This is a genomic window from Nitrincola alkalisediminis (genome assembly GCF_009821115.1).
Classification (GTDB): domain Bacteria; phylum Pseudomonadota; class Gammaproteobacteria; order Pseudomonadales; family Balneatricaceae; genus Nitrincola; species Nitrincola alkalisediminis.
Map to the genome: position 1 here is coordinate 357,567 of NZ_VYTY01000001.1, position 15,976 is coordinate 373,542.

The following is a 15,976-nucleotide window of genomic DNA, read 5'->3' on the forward strand; positions in this document are numbered from 1 at the left end:
GATTACTGTTGTTGATATATAAATCAATGGCCTGCTTAGATTGGCATACTCTGTGCTTTCATTTTAAGAATAAAAAGTTCTTCATGGTAATTTTGCAGAAGTGCTTTTGTTTAACCTTGGTGAAAGCAAGTGGAGGAAGTATACCCATGGAGACAGAGTGTCAGAACCGTCTACCGAGTCAGCCAAGCTATGCGCAAAGCATACCAAAGCTGAGCTCGCGCGTTTTAATTTCGATGATCCAAGATGCAGAGCACCCCAAAGCGATAGAACTCTTATCGATGGTTAACGCCTTACCCGTGTCCAAAGTGTTGACAAACATCCAATGGGAGGCGGGTGTGATAGACCCTGTGGTAAGTGATGCCTTACACAGCACCTCTGTGGGGTCCCACTTAGCCATATGTGGGGATGAGCGTTTTATCTGGGCGTGCTGGTCTGTCGCAAGTCAAGCGGGGTGGTTAAACGATGAGATGACCTTGCTAAAAACCGAGGATGTCCGAAATCTGTACTGTGTGCACTGCGGTCATATTCAAGCAATCAGTACTCAAACCGAGGCGGAGTGTCAGTCCTGTCAGGTACAACTCTTTGTGAGAGATCATTTTTCTCAGCGTCTGGGTGCCTATATGGGGGTGTGTCTCGATGCGAATCAGCCATACGGAGGCGAGGTTAAATGATGCGTTCAATGATTGAAGTCGAAGTCACAAAAGTCAAACAGATCACCGATGTTATCCGTGAATTCACCTTATCGCCGATGACAGGGAGCTTGCCTGGTTTTTCATCAGGAAGTCATATCCAACTTCATCTTCCAACGTCTGTGCGAGTCTTGAAAAAGGCCTACTCACTCTTGAGTGATCCTGCGGATACGTCCAGTTATCGCATTGCCGTTCGTTTGCAAGAGCATTCCAAGGGTGGGTCTCGTTTTATGCATGAAAGGCTCTCGGAAGGGGATCATTTGCACATCACGCCCCCTGCGAATCTGTTTGCACCGAACTCATTTGCTCGGCATCACCTGATGATTGCAGGTGGCATAGGCATCACGCCCTTTCTCTCGTATCTTGCAGAATTTCAACGTCAATCCAAGTCGTATGAGTTGCACTATGCCTATCGCGGTGGTGTAACGGATGCTTATGTCACGGACCTTCGTCAAGCCTTCTCAGCCAAACTACACACCTATGATTCCAATCTTGAGCAACGCCTGGATTTAGATCAACTGTTGTCTAACCAACCCGTTGGGACGCACGTCTACGTTTGTGGGCCTGAGCGTTTACGCCTTGCGGTGCAAGAGGCCGCGACCAAAAACGCTTGGTCACCGTCACGAATTCATTGGGAGGCCTTTGCAGGCGCTGAACCGGGTCAAGCGTTTCAGGTTGAGTTGGCACGCTTGAATAAAACCTTGGAGGTGAGTGCAGACGAAAGTTTGTTAGAGGCATTAGAAGCGTCTGGCGTTGAGATTCCAAATCTATGTCGCGGGGGTGTCTGCGGTCAGTGTGTAACGACCTATCTGGAAGGGGAGGTGGAGCATCGTGATGCGTTTTTATCTCAAGCCGATCAGTCGCAGCAATTGATGCCCTGTGTGTCACGCGGCAGGTGTGGCAGTCGACTTGTGTTAGACCTTTAGGAGAATTTTATGTCTGTCGTTTTTAATCCCATCGAATCCTACCGCGACGATTTCACCTTTCGGAACACATCGAAGGCAATTAAGCGTTTCCCTTTCCCGTTTCCTGAAGATCAGTATATGTATTCAGTCAATATCGAACCGGCCTTAAAAGGGGAGGCTGGAAGTGTCTTTGAACATTGGTTTGATATTGATGAACATTATCTGTCTGAGGTGGCGGAGCGAGCGAAGGTCTTAGAAAAGGATCCTGATCGTTGTCTAGTCATGCCTCATATGGAGTGTGCTGCTTGGGACAGCTTAGCCTTGTTGATGACGCATTTAGCCCGTGATTATCCAGAATGGTTTGAGTTGTATCAATCGGGTGATCAATGGGTTTGGGTGAATCATGCGCTGAATCTGCGGCAGGCATTCACCTATGGTGATTCTGAAACCTTGCCTTGCGAACCCTTGGAGTACATTACGCGTCAGGTGCAAGGTGACTTCGCGATTCTTGACCAGCGCGACAATAACCTATGGATGGATGCAGGCATGGTCACAGGTCCTGCCGATTGGTCGATTAAGTTTGATGCGGGCATGAACTTTACTCAGTGGCATGCCCCTGTCCCCATGGCTCATAAAATGGGCGTGTTTGATCGCGCACTTAAATACCTGATGAATATCCAGGTGGATCGACCTGTTCGCCGCTTGAACTGGACAATGACGGTCAATCCACGCCTTGATACCTCCTCCGAAACCTATCACGAATGGGGGCATGAGCGTAGCTTGGTGACCCCTGACAATGTGGCTCAGATGGTTCACTTACGTGTTGAGTTACAGTTTTTAGCGCGCTTACCACGCAGTCATGCCCTGATGTTCAGTATCCGCACCTATTTAATTCGTTTAGATGAATTGGCAACACAGCCGGAGTGGGCGTGCCGTTTGCATCGCGTGTTAAGAGAGCTTCCTGACGAGTTGGCGGATTACAAGGGACTCAGTCAGTACCGGGCTATGGTGGTTGATTGGCTAAAATCCTACGATCCGGCTGAACGTCCTTGTTGTGCCGAATAAGCCGTATGGCTGAAGTAGGGCATTACGAGTTTTTGAAACAGACGACTTACTTACACATAAACATGACTGAGGTCTAAACAATGGCAAATTCTTGGCGGACGTCGGCATTAGCCGATCGGCATAGAGCACTGGGGTCTAAGTTAGAAGATTGGAATGGCATGGGCACTGCCTGGACCTATGACACGGATCTGGCAGATGCGCATGAAGCGATTCGTACACGTGCCGGATTGATGGATGTATCGGGACTGAAAAAGGTACATTATGTCGGCCCTCACGCAGAATCCCTGTTGGAGTATGCAACGAGCCGCGATATTTCGAAGGTGTACCCAGGAAAGTCGGTCTACGCGACCTTTTTAAACGAAGCGGGTAAGTTTGTTGACGACTGTGTGATCTATAGGACAGGCCCAAATGCGTTTATGGTGGTTCACGGTGCGGGCATCGGCCATGAAATGTTGGTTCGCTCTGCACAAGGACGTCAAGTGGCAGTGTTGTTTGATGATGATCTCCATGATTTATCCTTACAAGGGCCTTTAGCCGTCGAGTTATTGGCCGAGTGTGTTCCAGGAATACGTGACTTGCCTTATTTCCATCATATTCAAACTCGCTTATTTGATTGCCCTGTGATGATTTCACGCACAGGGTACACTGGTGAGCGTGGCTATGAGATTTTTTGCAAAGCAACCGATGCGCCATTGATTTGGGACACTCTGCTTGAGAAAGGCGCGGCCTACGGTGTGGTTCCCTGCGCATTCACCGCACTGGATTGGTTGCGTGTTGAAAGTTATTTATTGTTTTATCCCTACGATAATTCAGAAAAATACCCATTTGTTGATCAGCCTGCCGGTGATACGCTCTGGGAACTGGGTCTTGATTTTACAGTGTCCCCCACCAAGGGTGAGTTCCGGGGAGGCTCAGAGCACAGGCGCTTGCAAGGTAAAGAGCGCTTTAAAATCTTTGGTGTGTTGCTGGATGCCAAGGTTGCAGCGGCTGAAGGTGATGCGCTGTGGGCGGATGGTCGGCAAGTGGGGATTATTACCTGTGCCATGTATTCGCGCTTAACCGATCAGTCGATGGCGATCGCACGTCTACATGTGCCTTATGCTGAGCAGGGTGTTCCCTTGGAAGTTCGCGGGAGCTTGAATGCAAATGCCATCGCACACACCTTACCCTTTGATGATCCAGAAAAGCTGAAGCGAACGGCAAAAGGCTAAGCCGTCGCTGGATCTTTAACCCCTTATCTAAGGGGTTTGTGTGTTTGGAGCGCGCTGGATAATCAATAGGAGGTCAAATGACCGGATGGTGGTTTTTAATATTGGCGGGTATTAGTGAGATTTGCTATGCCGCGGCAATTCCGAAAACCGAAGGGTTTACACGCCTTTGGCCTTCGCTTTATTGCATTTTCTTCATCTGCCTGAGTATGTACTTATTGGCCTTATCGGTTCGGACGGTTCCAATCGGGACGGCCTATGCGGTTTGGGTCGGAATAGGGGCCATTGGCACGGCGATTTACGGTATGACTGTGCTGGGCGAGGCTGCCACTTTTGCCAAGATGTTCTGCTTGCTTATGATTACGATGGGCATTGTTGGACTGAAGTTTTTTTCCCCAGCACATTGATCAACGTTCGTGTCCATTGAAGACCTTCAGCCTGTCGGCTCAAGGTCTTTTAATTGGTTAACGCCTTTGTCGAATGTCCAATTAGGATCGTTAAAGCTTTGTCCCAGCCAAGTGTTGAGTAGCACTTGATAGTCTTTGCTTTGACGGTAATCTCCAATGAAGCGATTAATGCGTTTGAGTAAAGCGTAACTGCTGGGGTGATTGGCAACCGCTGCACAATAAAACCAGAGTCCTGAGCTGATATTGCCCGGGATAACTTCAATTTTTCCACGCCATGGACTGGTTTCCCCTTTGCAGGCCCAGTAGTAGATAGGAAGGTCAACAGCAAAGGCATCGACCACACCTTGGGCCAGGCAGTCATGAATGAGGCTTTGGTCGTTGTAGGCCAGTAGGTTTGAAAGCTCAATACGTCCACCGGGTTTGTTGCGATTGGCTTGCCAGCGCAGGCCTTGCTCTTCCAGAACCGAAATGGCCGCTGGGTCATTAATACAGCCTAAGACTTTTCCCTTTAAGTCTTGTAGAGACTTGATCCGATCATCGCCGGTGCGTTTGGCCAACACATAGGGTAAAAATACATAAGGATCGGAAAAGGCGACACTGTCATAGCCGGGCATTGGTGGTAGTGCGCTCCACACAAGATCCACTTCTGCCTCCCGTCTATTGGGACCGGCTTCCAATAACTCCAAGCAACGATCCCAGGGATACTCCACGAACACACATTTGACCCCCAAGGATTTAGCAAAGGCTTGAGCTAAATCTGCATCCAACCCTTTTAAAGGCTGGCCGGGAGCATCTCTAAACGACACCCCTATAAATTGCGGCTCAATGGCGATGCGTATCTCACGTTTTTTGAGAATGGATTCTAATCGATCAAACTTGGGATCGGCTTGGATTTTCTCTTCATTCAGTAAGCGTTGAAAAAGTGCCTGTTGTTGAGATAATTGCGTTTTTGAATAAACCGATTGCATGTCTTTCAGTAGACCCTGGCTCCATTGAACTCGGTTGCGTAAGTGTTTATCGGCGGCTACTCCGATACTAAGACCGCTGTCGATAATGCGGTTGTTGGCCTCAATTTCACCTATATAGTTGCTCATGGCATCAAACAATTCATGCAGCGTGGTTAAGGATTGTGCCACCCCTTGGCTGAGTTCATTTAGACGAGATTCTGAACTTGTCAGCAGTCGACTCAGTTGATCCCTCAATTGGCTCAAATCCATTTCGGCATAGGCTTGTCGTGCATTTTCTTGCGTGCGCAGCGCAAGGTTTCGGATTTCGTGAGCGACAACGGCAAAGCCTTTGCCCGACTCTCCAGCATGCGCCGCTTCGATAGCCGCATTCAGGGACAGGAGTTGAACCGTTCGACCGATGCTGTCGATGTCATCAATTACTGAGCGCGACGCTTCCGTTCGTTCGTGTATTGTCACCATGAGTTCGGAAAGCTCATTGGTAAAAAAATGGTGGGTCTGATCCAGCTCTTGCTTCATTTCAATGCGGATATTGTCTGCACTTTTGCTGCTATCCAATAAAAAACCGCGTGTATGGGATAAAAAGGTCAGTTGCTCTTGGGTTCTTGATGCAATTTCAGAAAAGGTATTTTCAATTTGAGCAAGGGCCTTTTGTGCATGCGACTGCAAACCTGACAGCCGTTTAAGGAGATCTGGTGCAGGATTTGGGGGCAATGCCGTATTTATGTGCGCTTGAGACTGGGTTAAACGTTCATAAAGAGAGGCTGGCATTTGTCCATTTTCGAGTTGCAGGGCTTTCTCTATATCACCCGTTAATAGGGCTGTTTTCCATGCGTCAGCATCGTTTGAAGGTGATTTCCGAAACGTGAATAAAGGCATGTTGACCCTCCAGCCATCTGAATGCTCAGATTTATGCAGGTTATATGCCATATCACTGAAATACATACAGGAGGCTCAGCAGACGTCCTTGTCTATTGAGTATTCACAGATGAACACGTATTTGTGGCTAGCTGCGAACACGTGTTTTGTCAGGATCGTAAAAAATGGGTGCACAGACCTCGACCTCAAGGCGTTTTTGGTGCCCATCAAGCTTACCTAACTGTAAAGGCGTACCAAGTGTGCAGTATCGAACATCAAGGCGGCAGAGTGCGATATTTTGACCTGTGATTGGGGAGCGGGTGGCACTGGTGACAATACCGACCTGTGCACGCCCTTGATAGACGCGGTCACCATGATGCGCCGTTTCATTGCCCAAAATACGCAAGCCCATCAGTTTGTGCTGAGGGTGAGCTTGGCGCGCCAGTAAGGCTTCTCGGCCAATAAATTCATCTTGCTTTGATTTTAAGGGGACGCAAAAACCTATGCCTGCTGTAAAGGGGTCGGTTTGATCACAAAACTCATAACCTGCGAATACAAGTCCGGCCTCAATGCGCAGCATGTCCAACGCCTCCAAGCCCAACGGCACAAGCCCTAGGTGTTTTCCTTTTTCCCAAAGTTGAGTCCACAGGGCTGTGGCATCATCGGGGTGACACCAGATTTCATACCCCAGCTCTCCCGTATAACCGGTTCGGGTGACCATGAGGGGACAGCCGTTGTAGTCATTTAAACGTCCTATCGTCAGTCTAAACCAGCCCAACTCTGTCACCGACGGTTGTGTCGCAGGGGTCCAAATCAGTTGCGTTAAGAGTTCTCGGCTCAATGGACCCTGTACGGCAAGATTATGAATTTGATCCGTCGCCGATTTAATCCAGACTTTCATGTTGAGTTTAGCCGCTTGTTCCCTTAGCCAGATGCTAGCGTAGTCCTCACCGCAAATCCAACGAAAATTATCAGGGCCCAAACGCAAGAGGGTGCCATCATCCAGCATGCCTCCATGTTCATAGCACATGGCCGAATACACCACCTGACCCACGGCAAGTTTACGAATATCACGGGTTAAGCAGTAGTTGAGCAAGGCTTCTGCATCGGGTCCCAAAATATCAAACTTGCGTAAAGCGGACAGATCCATCACGGCGACTCGCTCTCGGCAGCCGTAGTATTCTTGCAGGCTCCCATAGCCGTTAAAGTGGGTGGGCAGCCACCAGCCCCTGTATTCAGTAAAGTGTTGTGTCAGGGCAGACAAGTGAGGGTAAAAACCACTCTTGCGAGTGAGGACGGGTTCTGAATTGGGTAGCGTGCGAGTGCTCATAGCGGGACTAAAATGCTCCTGTGCTGAGTAAAGACGAATGTGAATGTCCGTCGGCATCCAGCCATTGGCAGGGTCTATGTCATCGGGACAGGAAGTGCTGACACAGAGCAGGTCTTTAAGTGCGCGTAGCAGCACATAATCACCCGGTCTGGACCAGGGTTCATCCAACGTCATTTGTTGATGTTCATTGATCTGGGTGTTGAAGAAAAAGTTAATGGCTGGCCAGCCCGGTTTAGATGGAATGCCAAAGGGCTGAAGGGCATGGTTGATGTTGTCACTGCAATTGTCGTGTCCCATGTAGCCCATACTCTCGTAATAGCGCGCTGTGCAAGCAAGGGCAAAGGAGTCGTGGCGTCCAACGGTGTCTTGAATCACTTCCAGCATGGGTTGCATCTGTTGATCAAAAAATTTACTGAAAAGTCCGGGCCCTGGGTAAGCGTGACCGTTGAGTGTTCGAGTGACAGTAGGGTCTAGCTCAACGCATTGACCTTGATTGAGGGCGGTGAAATCAAAGGCAACGAAGTCCGAGCATTGACGCCCAGCCACATCGATGACTTGTATGTATTCGCCCGCTTTGACTGGGTAGGCCCTTGCCGTTCCGGGGTGCAGCGTAAATTCATTCACCACCTCACCCAGGGGGGAAGGCAATGTCGGCAGCGCCTGTGCGTCCAATCGCGTCAATATGAGTTCCAGTTCGCTGGAACGTGCCTGTGAGTCAACCGGGGTTTTACAGTCAGGGATGCTTAGCACAATCCACATTTTGTCAGAAGCAATTAATGTAAGCCTGTAACCCGCTGGGAGAGCTTCATCCCAAAGATTGACGGAGCAGGGTAGTGGGTTCAATTGCTGGATGAGCGTTTTGAATGCATCTGGACAGTCTGTATGGGTTGAAAGGCTTTGATGTAAGGTGTTGTTTGGAGTGTTGTTTGAAAGCCCTAGACTCTCTAGCGCACAGAGGCCTTGTTCATTCAACGCTAGGATCTCGGCTTGTTGGTTACCTTCAACATTCACAACCGTAAGCTGATCACCGGCCTCCAGTAACAGAATACGCGTTTTGCCCGGAACAAGGCTCTGGGTGTGTACCCGAGTGGATCTTGCGAAAAGCGCGGGCTCATGCAATTGGGTGGCAAGGGGTTTTTTCATATTGAAATCCTGATTTCAATGACGCGGCTTTGTCGGCTGGATCAGCCATCCCACGACAAAGCCAGCGTTGAAGAGCGTTGACGTCGGTTAGCTTGCCGACTTTAAGGGAGCCGCCTCGGTTTTTAGGTAGGCCTCCAGTGAATCATCCAGTGCCTCTAGCCAAGGTGTATGGTGTGGCGTGGCTTGAGTGCCTGTCATGAGTGAGCGATAGGTTTTATTTCTATAGCCCATGATGTCTTCATATTTGTCTTTCTTCCACTGCAGAAAGGTTTTGTTGACAGCTGAGATGTCGAAGCTGGGATAGTCGGTGGCATCAATTAAGGCTTGAATGTAGCTGCCTTGGAACTCAAACATTTCTTGCGCGGTTTCCAAGGTTTCTTCTTTGGCTCGCCAAGCTAAATTATCGGCGATCATTTCCTCTTTGCTGGGGAGTGTAATGCGCCCTAAGATGACATCTCGCGCATACCAGGCTTGCGCGTCAAACATATTGAAGGAGTACCATTGATCCTGCATGCCCAAATAGAGAAACTGCGGGTTGTCTTCCCAAAAAATACCCTTGTAGAGCTTTAACGGCCAGAGACGATTGTTGGTTTTTAAGCTGAGGTCATCCCCTAAAAATGGAAAATGGTGCTTATAGCCCGTGCAGAGAATGATGGCATCAATTGTTTTATGACTGCCATCGCTAAACCAAACCTGGTGACCTTCAACCCGATCAATCAGGGGTTTTTCTTCCCAGTTTTCTGGCCACTTATAACCCATTGGCGCGCTGCGATAGCAACTGGTGATGGAGCGAGCGCCATATTTGTAACATTGAGACCCGATGTCTTCAGCTGAATAGCTGCTGCCAACCACCAAGATATCTTTATCTTTGAACTCAAGCGCATCTCTAAAGTCATGCGCATGCAGGATACGGCCACCAAAGGCTTCAAACCCTTTAAAGTAGGGGACGTTGGGCGTTGAAAAATGGCCACAGGCGTTGACGACATAGTCAAAGGTTTCTGAATACACACGATCCTCAGTATGATCGTGAGCAGTCAGCGTAAAGGTTTTGGATGTGTCATCATAGGTGACCTGTCTGACAACTGTATTGAAACGTATATAGTCTCGGACACCGGCTTTTTCGACGCGGCCTTTGATATAGTCCCACAGGACTTCACGCGGGGGGTAAGAGCCAATGGGTCCGCCAAAATGCTCATCAAAAGTGTAATCGGCAAACTCTAGGCATTCTTTCGGGCCGTTTGACCATAAATAGCGGTACATGCTGCCGTGCACAGGCTCGCCATTCTCATCAACACCTGTTCGCCAGGTGTAGTTCCACATCCCGCCCCAATCCGTCTGCTTTTCAAAACAGACTAGCTCTGGAATGTCTGCGCCCTGACTGGCAGCAGATTGAAAGGCTCGTAGTTGTGCAAGACCGCATGGGCCTGCGCCTATAATCGCGACACGTTTACTCATGTTGCTCTCCAAACTCTAGATGATTTCAAACATAGGCTCGATCCTAACCTCGTCTTTGGCGGCTGAAACTCTCCTCTTGTGGCTATCTCTTTTGAGATATAGCCCTGAAAAATGGCCCTGTGGCACTATCTCAAGGCATCCAAGGCAGGATTGCTCCGTTTAAGTGCGACAGAATTGACCTTTAAAAAGGAGGAATCTGAGAGGATATGTTTTTTACTGTAAAGAAACTAAATTTCTTAATGGTTTAGAGTTGGTCGTTAAAATCTCAGTTAAATCGGCCTGCGTAAGGGCATAAAAATTGCTACCACCTGTGACTGTTTAACCCAGAGTCGAGGTCAGGATGCCATTTGAGATAAGCGCAAAGTGGAACGTCATCAAGTCTGCTTGGGGGCGAAGTCAGAGCGAGGATAAGCCGCAGCATCCTTGGCTGGTTGATTTACCGCTGGGTCTTTTGCGGCATGTGAATTTAGACGAAGCGCTCGCCGTTTGGCTGGAAGGATTGGAGGTGCAGCTGAAATCATCAGGAGCAACCTTGATGTTGCAAACGGAAAAAACGCTAACTAAGGTGGGACGAGAGGGACTTTGTCATCCGCACCTAAACTGTCCTTATCTGTCGCCTCAAGGTGACTGGCCTGATGTCGGTGAGTTGAATACCTGCATTCCCTGCATACGTATGGGCAAGCATCGGTTGGCCTGTGGGGTGCGAGATGGGCACGGTGGGCAGGGGGTGCTGGTGATGGAGTTTTTGCATTCGCCACGAACGGCACAAAAGCGACAATTACGGGAAGTCGGTAAGGTTTTGAGTGAGACGCTCAGTCTAGTGTTGGATGAGCGCCAGCGTCGTGAGGCGGCGTTGATGGAAGAGCGGGCGCTTTTATCGCGAGAGCTGCATGACTCTGTGGCGCAAGAGCTTAGCTATTTGCAAATACGCATGAGTCGCCTGGCGAGCGTGATCGAAAACCCAGAGCAAGCCGCTGAGGCGAGCCATATGCTTAAGGATCTTCGGCACAATGTACAACGAGCACACCGACAGGTACGTGAGCTAATCTCCCTGTCTCGGTTAACCTTAGAAGGTCGAAGTTTGCATATGGCGTTAGAAGCGGCAGTGGATGAATTTTCTCGCCAAAGTCGCTGCGTATTTGAATTGGATAACCGCTTGCCCGTGGGGTGTATGCGGGCCGAAACCGAATTGCAAGTGATGCATATCCTGCGCGAGGCCTTGGTTAATGTCGTCCGTCATTCACATGCCCAGCATGTTTTGATCACGCTCATGATGCTTAAAGATCAGCGTTTTGAGGTGTGTGTTGAAGATGATGGTGTCGGCTTATCTGAAGATGCCGAAAAGCAGGAAGGTCATTTTGGCTTAAAAATGATGAGAGAGCGCGCCAACACAATACCCGCTCAACTCAGTATCGAGTCGAAGGCAACACGCGGTACACGCGTTAAGTTACTCTGGAGAGCGTTATGAGCCGACCCCTGAGCTTATTGTTGATTGATGATCATGCCTTGATGCGCCAAGGGTTGGCCGAATTATTGAATGCCGTCGAAGGTTTTGTTGTTCTGGGGACGGCTGCCTCAGCAGAGGAGGGCTTGACGCTAGCGGAGGCGTTGATACCGGATATTGTGTTACTCGATTTGCATATGCCCGGGATGGGAGGCATGCAGGCACTCAAGCGTTTCAAAGCCTGTTTGCCGGATGCTCTGATCATCGTGTTAACAGCGTCGGATGCACAAGCGGACTTGCTGATGGCGTTAAGCATGGGAGCCGATGGCTACCTATTAAAACACACGGAGCCAGAAGCACTGGTCCAACAATTAATGAGCTGTTCTAAACAGTGCTTACTCTTGGACCCTAAGATGCAACTGCACGATTCGGGGCGTGCATCTTTAAGTCAAGTGGCGGGAAAGTGCGTCGATCAGGTGGAGTTAACCGAGCGCGAGTGTCAAACCCTGAGGTTGATCGCCGAGGGCATGAGCAATAAGTTGATTGCACGTGCCTTAGGAATCAGTGATGGCACGGTCAAAATTCACGTGAAACATTTATTGAGCAAACTGAATCTGCATTCTCGACTGGAGTTAGCGGCTTGGGCGCATCGATGCGGTTTTTTGGAAAGGGGCATTTCGTCAGAGAGGCAAGTGGGATGAAAAAGCTAATGGCGCACTTGGACCAAGGGTACGAGAAAATGGCGAGTTTGTTCGGAAGAGTGAATGCACAGCTGAATCAGGATTTCGAGTATCTGCCCTTGGCCTTAGCCAAGTTGGATGTAGACGGTGCGATACAAGAGCTGAATAAAGGATGGGAGGAGCTCATGGGTTATCCCTATCGCAATGGCATTTATCGCTCGCATGCGGGCTTTTTTCATCCTGAAGATCGCCCTCGTTGGCAGGAAGCCTTGTCGCAATTACGTTCAGAGCCTAAAGGCAGTTGGCGACACCTGCAGCTACGCGGTTTAATGCCATCGGGTGAGCGCAGATGGCTCGAAGTAAAATTGAGACGCAATCCACAGGGTTTTATGGTGTCCCTGGATGATGCAACGCATCAGGTTCATCAACAGCAGCAATTGGCGGCACGTCATCGCAGCTTGCGTAATTTAGTGGATGGCTTGCCCATGATGATTTATCGCTGTCGCAATAATCGGCATTGGACCATGGAGTACGTGAGTGAGGGGGCCGTTCATTTGACCGGCTTTCGGCCAGAGCAGTTGGTCGACAGCCAAGAGGTGACATTTGATTCGCTTATTTTCCCTGATGATCAAGAGGCTGTCTGGTCTGCCGTTCAAATTGGATTGAATCAGCGTCTTCCTTTTCAAGTGAATTATCGCTTGATATGTGCGAATGGGCAGTTAAAAACCGTTCATGAGCGCGGCAGTGGCATTTATGCAAACAACGGAGAAGTGTTAGGGATCGAAGGAATGATTATGGACGTGAAGCAATCTCTATAATATTCCCATAAGGATAATATATTTCCTATCAGTATTGACTGGAGGGTTGCTATCACCTATAAAGTGAATTTAAGAATATTTTATTCCTGTAGATAATTTTATATTTAGCGATGACTTACAATTGAGGGCTCACCATGCAACATGATCAAAATCACTACATTCTTAAGATTAGCTGCCCGGCCACGTCAGGTATTGTTGCAGCTGTTGCCTCTTTTTTATCTGAAAATAATGGCTACATCAGCGAAATGTCACAATTTGACGATGAATTCAGTGGCACCTTTTTTATGCGCGCGGTGTTTCGTTTTAATCAAGGCTTTGAAGGCGATATTGCCGTCATTGAGCAAGGATTTGTCGATGTTGCTAAAAAGTTTAGTATGAGTTGGGAGTTGCACAGCAGCGATCAACCCATGCGTGTGCTGTTAATGGTCAGTAAGTTCGACCACTGTTTGGCTGATTTATTGTATCGATACCATAAGGGTGAAATGGATATGACGATTACGGCCATCGTGTCGAATCATCTGGATTTGCGCCCTATGGCGGAGAGGGAAGGCATTCGTTTTATTTACTTGCCAGTGACGAAAGAAAACAAGCTCCAACAAGAAGAGGAGTTAATGAAAATTATTGAAGAAAGCCGGACAGACTTAGTGGTGCTGGCAAGGTATATGCAAATCTTGTCTGACAATCTGTGTAAAAAACTGTCGGGTCGAGCCATTAATATTCACCATTCATTTTTACCGGGCTTTAAAGGCGCAAAGCCGTATCATCAAGCCTTTGATCGCGGTGTCAAATTGATTGGCGCAACGGCGCACTATGTGACCTCCGATCTAGATGAGGGTCCAATTATTGAACAAGAGGTTCAGCGCGTGGATCATGGCTACAAACCTGAAGATTTAGTTAATATTGGTCGCGATACCGAAACGGTTGCTCTGTCAAAAGCGGTAAAATATCACTTACAGTATCGCGTATTCCTTAATCAAGATAAAACGGTGATTTTCCGGTGAACAGTCAAACACAAGCCATTCTCGCTACTGATAAACGAATTGATGGAAAAGCCATCTCCGCACAAGTATTGTCAGAGGTGGCAGAGCAAGTGAGTCAGCTGCAAGCGCAGGGTGTTCAGCCATGCTTAGCCGTGGTGCTCGTCGGGAAGGATCCCGCGAGCCAAGTCTATGTGAAAAACAAACTTCTGCGTGCTGCCGACGTCGGCATTCTGTCTGTTGAGCATTATCTTCCGGAACACACGTCAGAGGAGACGTTGTTATCCTTGATCGAGTCCCTGAATGAGGACGCAAAGGTGCAGGGGATTCTTGTGCAGTTGCCGCTTCCTAAGGGGATTGATGAAATTAAAGTGCTGGAAGCCATCAAGCCGATTAAAGATGTGGACGGGTTTCACAGCTCCAATGTGGGTGGCTTGAGTCAAGGGCGATCCGTGTTACAACCCTGTACGCCATCCGGTTGTATGCGTTTGTTAAAGCATGTTTGTTCTGATATGTCAGGAATGCATGCGGTCGTCGTTGGGCGCTCCAATATAGTGGGTAAGCCTATGGCCGCTTTGCTTTTGCAAGCCAACTGTACGGTGACGCTGGTTCATTCAAAATCTCGTGATATTCAGTCTTTGTGTCAAATGGCGGATATTCTGGTTGCGGCTGTGGGGCGTCCGGAAATGATCAAACAAGACTGGGTTAAGCCAGGAGCCATTGTTATCGATGTCGGTATTAATCGTGTCGAAAAAGACGGCAGCACACGCTTGGTAGGAGATGTCGACTATGCGGACGTGTGGGATAGCGTCGAAGCGATTACGCCAGTTCCTGGTGGCGTGGGCCCCATGACCATTGCCATGCTTATGTCGAACACGGTGGAGGCAGCACAAAGGCAACACGCGCTCGTATCCATGAATAGGGTGGACGGATCGAGAGAATCTCCTTAAAGAAGCTGCGTTTTAATCGCTTTAAGGAGTTGTTAGTTGACAGCATTTGGCATAAGGTTAATACCCTTCAAGACGGCGTAAACTCGGCAAGCCGTGCTGGGTTTGCGTCTAGTATTTTGACTGAACTCAACCTTGCCTTTAGGACGTTTCCAATGTCAGAAAAATTCCGCCTTGTAACCCGTAGTGATTTCGATGGACTGGTGTGTGCTGCGCTGCTTAAACATCTCGATTTGATTGACGACATTCTTTTTGTCCATCCAAAAGATATGCAGGACGGTAAAATTGATATTACGGGCAAGGACATTACCACCAATTTACCCTATGTCCCTGGCTGTCATTTGGCGTTTGATCACCATTTAAGTGAAACACTGCGCAATAAAGATCGCGCTGAACAACATATTATTGATCCAGATGCTCCATCTGCAGCACGCGTGGTTTGGAAATACTACGGTGGTCATGATGCGTTTCCCGTGCATTGGGATGAAATGATGGAGGCCGTTGACAAAGGCGATGCGGCTCAATTTAGTGAAGACGAAGTGTTGAATCCGCAAGACTGGGTGTTGCTGAACTTTATTATGGATGCCCGCACAGGATTGGGGCGTTTTAGAGAGTTTCGAATTTCAAACTATCAGTTGATGATGCAACTGATCGATTATTGCCGGAACCATACGATCACCGAGATTTTAGCGTTACCGGATGTGAAAGAGCGAACGGATCTTTACTTTGACCATGCTGAAAAAGCCAGAGAGCAGCTGACACGTTGCTGCAGGATTTACCAGAACCTGGTCGTCGTCGATCTGCGTGATGAAGAAACGATTTACGCGACGAATCGCTTTACACTCTACGCCATGTATCCGGATACCAATATTTCAATCCATGTTATGTGGGGATTGAAGCAACAAAATACGGTGTTTGCCGTAGGGAAATCCATTCTAAATCGCAGCTCGAAAACCAATGTGGGCGAACTCTGCCTTGCCTACGGCGGTGGTGGGCACCTCAATGCTGGAACATGCCAAGTGGGCAATGATGAAGCGCAAGCTAAGCTTCAGGAAATGATTGTCAAAATCAATGCGGATGGTTGA

At 48.7% G+C, this 15,976-nt stretch carries 14 protein-coding genes; 11 read left to right on the forward strand and 3 right to left on the reverse strand.

The window, feature by feature from the left end; all coding sequences use genetic code 11:
* Window positions 1-146 precede the first annotated feature (146 nt).
* From F5971_RS01665 to F5971_RS01685, 5 genes are all read left to right on the forward strand, one after another.
* Complete coding sequence (locus F5971_RS01665; RefSeq protein WP_036506775.1) at window positions 147-671, forward strand: dimethylamine monooxygenase subunit DmmA family protein; 525 nt, start codon at window positions 147-149, stop codon at window positions 669-671.
* Window positions 668-1,615: a PDR/VanB family oxidoreductase gene (locus F5971_RS01670; RefSeq protein WP_202806784.1), complete on the forward strand. Its 948-nt coding sequence runs from the start codon at window positions 668-670 to the stop codon at window positions 1,613-1,615. The genes F5971_RS01665 and F5971_RS01670 overlap by 4 nt, the downstream gene beginning before the upstream one ends.
* 9 nt (window positions 1,616-1,624) lie before the next feature.
* On the forward strand, window positions 1,625-2,659 hold the full coding sequence (locus F5971_RS01675) for a heme-dependent oxidative N-demethylase family protein (RefSeq protein WP_193493664.1): 1,035 nt from the start codon (window positions 1,625-1,627) through the stop codon (window positions 2,657-2,659).
* Between the two features lie 80 nt (window positions 2,660-2,739).
* Entirely contained in the window at window positions 2,740-3,870 is a 1,131-nt protein-coding gene (locus F5971_RS01680; RefSeq protein WP_193493667.1) for an aminomethyl transferase family protein, read from the forward strand.
* A gap of 77 nt (window positions 3,871-3,947) precedes the next feature.
* Window positions 3,948-4,274: a DMT family transporter gene (locus tag F5971_RS01685; RefSeq protein ID WP_193493669.1), complete on the forward strand. Its 327-nt coding sequence runs from the start codon at window positions 3,948-3,950 to the stop codon at window positions 4,272-4,274.
* A 26-nt stretch (window positions 4,275-4,300) separates the two neighbouring features.
* Here the strand turns inward: F5971_RS01685 and F5971_RS01690 are convergent, their stop codons facing one another.
* The 3 genes from F5971_RS01690 to F5971_RS01700 form a co-directional block, all read right to left on the reverse strand.
* Window positions 4,301-6,118, reverse strand: coding sequence for a methyl-accepting chemotaxis protein (locus tag F5971_RS01690; protein WP_193493671.1), 1,818 nt, complete (start codon window positions 6,116-6,118; stop codon window positions 4,301-4,303).
* 127 nt (window positions 6,119-6,245) lie between these two features.
* A complete protein-coding gene (locus F5971_RS01695; protein WP_193493673.1) occupies window positions 6,246-8,570 on the reverse strand; it encodes a trimethylamine N-oxide demethylase in 2,325 nt (774 codons plus the stop codon).
* 87 nt (window positions 8,571-8,657) lie between these two features.
* Window positions 8,658-10,025 carry an NAD(P)-binding domain-containing protein gene (locus F5971_RS01700; protein WP_036506790.1) on the reverse strand — a complete coding sequence of 456 codons (1,368 nt, stop codon included), beginning with the start codon at window positions 10,023-10,025 and terminating at the stop codon, window positions 8,658-8,660.
* Window positions 10,026-10,365: 340 nt separating this feature from the next.
* Between F5971_RS01700 and F5971_RS01705 the strand changes: the two genes are divergently transcribed.
* The 6 genes from F5971_RS01705 (at window position 10,366) to F5971_RS01730 (ending at window position 15,976) form a co-directional block, all read left to right on the forward strand.
* A complete protein-coding gene (locus F5971_RS01705; protein ID WP_193493675.1) occupies window positions 10,366-11,493 on the forward strand; it encodes an ATP-binding protein in 1,128 nt (375 codons plus the stop codon).
* The gene (locus F5971_RS01710) at window positions 11,490-12,170 is read left to right on the forward strand and encodes a response regulator (protein WP_036506794.1); all 681 of its coding nucleotides are present in this window, start codon (window positions 11,490-11,492) and stop codon (window positions 12,168-12,170) included. The genes F5971_RS01705 and F5971_RS01710 overlap by 4 nt, the downstream gene beginning before the upstream one ends.
* Entirely contained in the window at window positions 12,167-12,967 is an 801-nt protein-coding gene (locus tag F5971_RS01715; RefSeq protein WP_051513907.1) for a PAS domain-containing protein, read from the forward strand. Before F5971_RS01710 ends, F5971_RS01715 begins: the two co-directional genes overlap by 4 nt.
* A gap of 134 nt (window positions 12,968-13,101) precedes the next feature.
* Window positions 13,102-13,968: a formyltetrahydrofolate deformylase gene (gene purU / locus F5971_RS01720; RefSeq protein WP_036506797.1), complete on the forward strand. Its 867-nt coding sequence runs from the start codon at window positions 13,102-13,104 to the stop codon at window positions 13,966-13,968.
* Entirely contained in the window at window positions 13,965-14,894 is a 930-nt protein-coding gene (gene folD / locus F5971_RS01725) for a bifunctional methylenetetrahydrofolate dehydrogenase/methenyltetrahydrofolate cyclohydrolase FolD (protein ID WP_051513909.1), read from the forward strand. Before purU ends, folD begins: the two co-directional genes overlap by 4 nt.
* A gap of 152 nt (window positions 14,895-15,046) precedes the next feature.
* Complete coding sequence (locus tag F5971_RS01730; RefSeq protein ID WP_036506799.1) at window positions 15,047-15,976, forward strand: DHH family phosphoesterase; 930 nt, start codon at window positions 15,047-15,049, stop codon at window positions 15,974-15,976.